Origin of the sequence: Idiomarina sp. UBA4206 (assembly GCF_002383015.1) — a bacterium.
Lineage (GTDB): Bacteria > Pseudomonadota > Gammaproteobacteria > Enterobacterales > Alteromonadaceae > Idiomarina > Idiomarina abyssalis.
In genome coordinates this window covers 57,531-61,874 of the sequence record NZ_DFTS01000074.1, presented here as the reverse complement: position 1 = coordinate 61,874, position 4,344 = coordinate 57,531, and the positions used below count along the sequence as shown (strand labels likewise).

The following is a 4,344-nucleotide window of genomic DNA, read 5'->3' as shown; positions in this document are numbered from 1 at the left end:
TGGCCCGGTCCATTATAGCTTCGCCGGGCCAGATCAGCGGCCATCGGGGCCGGGGTTTTCCAGTCCTTGCCTGTGAGAGCATTCACATAATGCTTTTTACCATCGGTTGTTGTCACCACGTACTGAGCGGTACCAGCGACAGAGCGTATTTCCAGACTTTGAATATTCTCAAAACGTTCAATTAACGCGCTTTCCGGGTAATAAACCGGACCTACGGCCTCTTCAGTAACGGGTTGGAAATAGTCATGGGCTGCCAGCTTCTCATGACCCAACCAACTAAAGTACAAGCCGCTAACTAACCATATAAATACCTGAATAAAAATAACCAGGCTTAACCAGCGATGCAGTTTGCGCATAAACCTCATACTGACCGCCTTCTTTTTTTACGTGGCCGATAATGAAAGTAAAGCAAGGCAATGCCACTTATCAGAAACAAGCCATTAGCAATGCTAAACGCTTTTAACCACCAGGTTTCAATGTCCACCCTGTCCTGATAGTCCATAATATGGAGCATCCAGAAGAAGTCGAACATCCGCCAGAAGTCATGACGCTTGGTTACAAGCTCACCCGTCGCCGCTGAAAAATATAAAGTAGCACCGACCATATCATTAAAGTCCACTCGCCAAACGGGTAATAAGGCAGGGTTCAGCTCACCCGGGGCTTTGTCTTCAATAAAACTGACCTGGGCTTTTGTGTTTTCGTCACCGGTATAATGCTGTCGCGCTATGTAGCCGATGTCCATTCGATCAAGCTCTATCGGCTCAAGAGACTCAGCCATAAGCAACTGTGTGCCAGCCTTGCTCTCAACGCTGTAAACCGGTTGCAAAGATCCATCTATCCACTGCTGTATTAAGCGGACCGACGTGGCTTCGGGGTTTTGTTCCAACACCCAGCTTATTGGAGAGTTTAAGGTATTTTTAGCAATAGGCTGCTCAAGCTCTTTCACCAGGTGATTACCGTGAATAAAGCTCAGATCAAAATACACCATATAGGCACCGCTAATACTCCACACCACCAGCTGTAAGCCGACAATAAGAGATAACCAGCGATGCCAGACTCGCCATTTTCTTGGATTCATAAGGGTTATCCGTACCCACCTTTTTATTATAAGGCGTTAAAATTATAGGGTCGCCCTGCAAAAGTCAAAGTAGTTCTCTAACTCTCTGCTTTAATTGAGGAATAACTTCGTCTTCAAACCATGGGTTCCGACGTAACCATAAGTTGTTTCGCGGGCTAGGGTGCGGCATCGGCAGTAAAGTTGGCCAATAATCTTGCCAACTTTTTACTCGCTCAGTCAAATTGCGCTTTGGTTCATTTAAATGCCATTGCTGAGCATACTGACCAATAGCCAGCGTCAGTTCCAAATTAGGTAACTGCTCTAACAACTGATTACGCCAGGCTGGAGCACACTCAGGACGCGGTGGCAGGTCACCAGACTTCCCTGTTCCCGGGTAGCAAAGTCCCATAGGAATAATAGCGAGTTTTTCGGCGTCATAGAAAGTCTCTTTATCGATACCCATCCATTGCCGCAACCTGTCGCCGCTTGGGTCATCAAAGGGTTTGCCGGAGGCGTGTACACGTCTGCCAGGGGCCTGACCTGCAACCAGAATACGGGCTTTAGGGTTTAGCTGAACAACCGGTCTGGCACCTAAGGGAAGCTCCGGCTCACATAAAGTACAGGCTCTTACATCACGCAATAATTGTTGCCAGTGCGGCGGCTCTTCCCATTTCATACCCCTGCTCCAACAGTTTTTTGTCCTGAGTAAAACGCCCCACCGGAAAGTCAGCAGGCGGTGCTAACACGGTCATATTACAATCCGTTGGTGGATTATCAATGAAGTTAATTGCGTCATTATACACAGTGGAGCGTCTGGCAACCGCGTCAAATAAAGCAGGATGATGTTTAAAAAAGCGCTTCATAAAGGTCGGCAGTGGTCGTATTTTTTTCCTGAAGCCACGGGGCTGAGACAAAATAACGGTAATGTCCCGGGCCCCCATTTCATAGGCTTTAATCACCGGAATAGAGTCGGCCAGACCACCGTCTGTCATAGCCGCGCCGCCAACGGTGGGGAAGTCGCGGTAAGCCAAAGGGATAGCGCAGGACGCCGGAAAAAGTTCGTGCAAATTATCGGCTGTCACCCGGGTGTAAACTGGTAAGCCTGTATCGACGTTGGTGGTAACGACATACAAAGGGCGATTTTGCTCAAGGTAATACTGAGTACTCAACGGCACTTGCTCAAACGAAGCATGCCATAGCCAGCTGACATCGCAAAAGTGACCACCTTTTAAAAATCGCCGCCAATTAAGAAACTCGGGCTGCAGTGCATGCTGCAAAAGAATTTTTCGGTTACGTCCATGGTCGCCGGCAAGAAAGCCAATCAGGTTGGTTGAACCTGCCGACACACCAATCGCAAAATCAAAGTCTGTATGTCCGGCTTCAAGAAAACCGTCCAGTACACCCGCGGCGAAAATGCCACGCATAGCGCCGCCTTCAACCACCAGTGCTTTGTTACCTTGCTCTTGCGTCATACACTCGCTTATTTCTCAATGCTCTTTATTTCTCAATACTCTTTACTTCTCAATAAAGGCCTGCTCAATTACGTAGTCACCCTGGCGACGTGACGTTGCCTTTGTGAAACCACGCTCATTCAGTATTGCCATTAAGTCTTGCAGCATAGCGTCATTACCACACAACATAAAGCGGTCATGCTCAGGGTTAATGTCGGGCATACCAATGGTTTTAGTCAAGGTACCCGACTCCAGCAAGTCGGTAATGCGTTGTTGATGAGCCTCGTCACGGAATGGCTCCCGGGTAACCGTTGGGTAGTAGATTAGCTTTTCGCGCACCCAGTCACCAAAGTACTCATTGCTTGGTAAGTCCTCGCCAATTTCCTTTTGATAAGCCAGCTCTGAAACCCAGCGAACACCGTGCACTAACACAACTTTATCGTACTGTTCATAAATATCGGGGTCTTTAATAACGCTCATAAAGGGCGCCAGTCCGGTGCCTGTACTCAGCAAATACAAATTTTTGCCGGGTAATAAATGCCCGGGAACCAGAGTGCCTGTTGGACGAGTGGACAGTACTACCTCGTCACCCACCTGAATGTGTTGCAGGCGAGAGGTCAGGGCGCCGTCCGGCACCTTGATACTGAAAAACTCCAGTTCTTCTTCATGGTTTGCGCTGGCAATACTGTAGGCCCTGAGCAAGGGCTTCTCTTCCAGCTGCAGACCCATCATCACAAACTGGCCGTTTTCAAAGGTGAAACTTGGCTGACGGGTGGTTCTGAAGCTGAATAAGGTATCGTTCCAGTGGCGTACCTGAGTCACTTTTTCCGCAATGATACTTCTCATAACTATTCCTCATTGGCGATTTTGTGCGCATCATAACATAACGTGATTAAATCTAAATGAGAATTTTTATCATTAAGTATTGCAAATGAGAATAGTTTTTATATAAGATACATTCACTGATGTTTGTAAAGGATTAAAAGTCATGGCTCGACGCTCGAGTGGACGCAAAGGATGGTCATTAAAAGACTGGCATTGGATAAGTTCTGCCATCTGCCTCATTGGCATGCTGTTGTTTTCAGTTACCGGCATTACGCTTAACCACGCCGGCTGGATAGAGTCTGCGCCCAGCGTCGAAAGCCATGAAAGTTCTCTCCCACAAACGGAATTGGCCCGGTTGGTGAATGCGTCAGGGAATGACGTTCTGCCAACTTTTTTTCACCGCTGGTACGAAGATAAGACGCAAAACAGCATCAGTTCAAATGCCGAAATAGAATGGAATGACTACGAATTGTACGTCGCAATGCCCCGACCTGGCGGGGATAGCTGGTTCAGCGTCGACTTAGCCAGCGGTGCCTTTTATTCAGAAACCACCGATCGCGGCTGGATTGCCTACTTCAATGATCTCCACAAAGCGCGTAACACCGGGCTTTTCTGGAGCCTCTTTATTGATGTATTTGCCATTGCCAGCATTCTGTTCACTGTTACAGGGTTATTACTTTTGAAAAAATACAGCAAAGGGCGAAAGTCCACCTGGCCTTTAGTTCTGGCCGGATTCATCATTCCCTTATTTGCCATTATGGGTTCAGCACATGCCCCTGACAATGAACTCCCCGTGGAAATTCCTCGCTTATCGGTTGCCGAATACCACGCACCTTACCTGGCGGTATGGCTCGCTAATGAGCGTCACCAGCGAGTCGTCGACATTGCTGTCTGGTACGACGTAAACCTGAAAGACAACGAGGGTGAGAAGTGGCTGAAAGACATGCGCCAATGGTGGCGACGCAGTGGTCGCATGGCCGGCATGCCTATTGATGGCGTGTCAGGTGCACT

Annotated in this window: 5 protein-coding genes and 1 pseudogene; 1 reads left to right on the top strand and 5 read right to left on the bottom strand. The window is 48.3% G+C overall.

All coding sequences use genetic code 11. The features are described 5' to 3' along the window. The 5 genes and pseudogenes from B3180_RS14960 to B3180_RS14940 all read right to left on the bottom strand — a co-directional run. Window positions 1-365: pseudogene (locus B3180_RS14960) on the bottom strand (hypothetical protein); the annotation flags it as partial. Beyond that, the gene (locus B3180_RS14955; protein WP_273023016.1) at window positions 362-1,078 is read right to left on the bottom strand and encodes a PepSY domain-containing protein; all 717 of its coding nucleotides are present in this window, start codon (window positions 1,076-1,078) and stop codon (window positions 362-364) included. The gene B3180_RS14955 and the pseudogene B3180_RS14960, both read right to left, overlap by 4 nt. 64 nt (window positions 1,079-1,142) lie before the next feature. Continuing rightward, entirely contained in the window at window positions 1,143-1,733 is a 591-nt protein-coding gene (locus B3180_RS14950; protein ID WP_199495096.1) for a uracil-DNA glycosylase family protein, read from the bottom strand. After that, entirely contained in the window at window positions 1,690-2,529 is an 840-nt protein-coding gene (locus B3180_RS14945) for a patatin-like phospholipase family protein (protein WP_271332229.1), read from the bottom strand. The genes B3180_RS14950 and B3180_RS14945 overlap by 44 nt, the downstream gene beginning before the upstream one ends. 42 nt (window positions 2,530-2,571) lie before the next feature. Next, a complete protein-coding gene (locus B3180_RS14940; protein WP_054490386.1) occupies window positions 2,572-3,354 on the bottom strand; it encodes a ferredoxin--NADP reductase in 783 nt (260 codons plus the stop codon). Window positions 3,355-3,496: 142 nt separating this feature from the next. On the opposite strand from B3180_RS14940, the gene B3180_RS14935 reads away from it, so the two are divergent. Further along, window positions 3,497-4,344 (top strand): PepSY-associated TM helix domain-containing protein (locus tag B3180_RS14935; protein ID WP_286845289.1); only part of this gene is annotated, 848 nt, incomplete at its 3' end.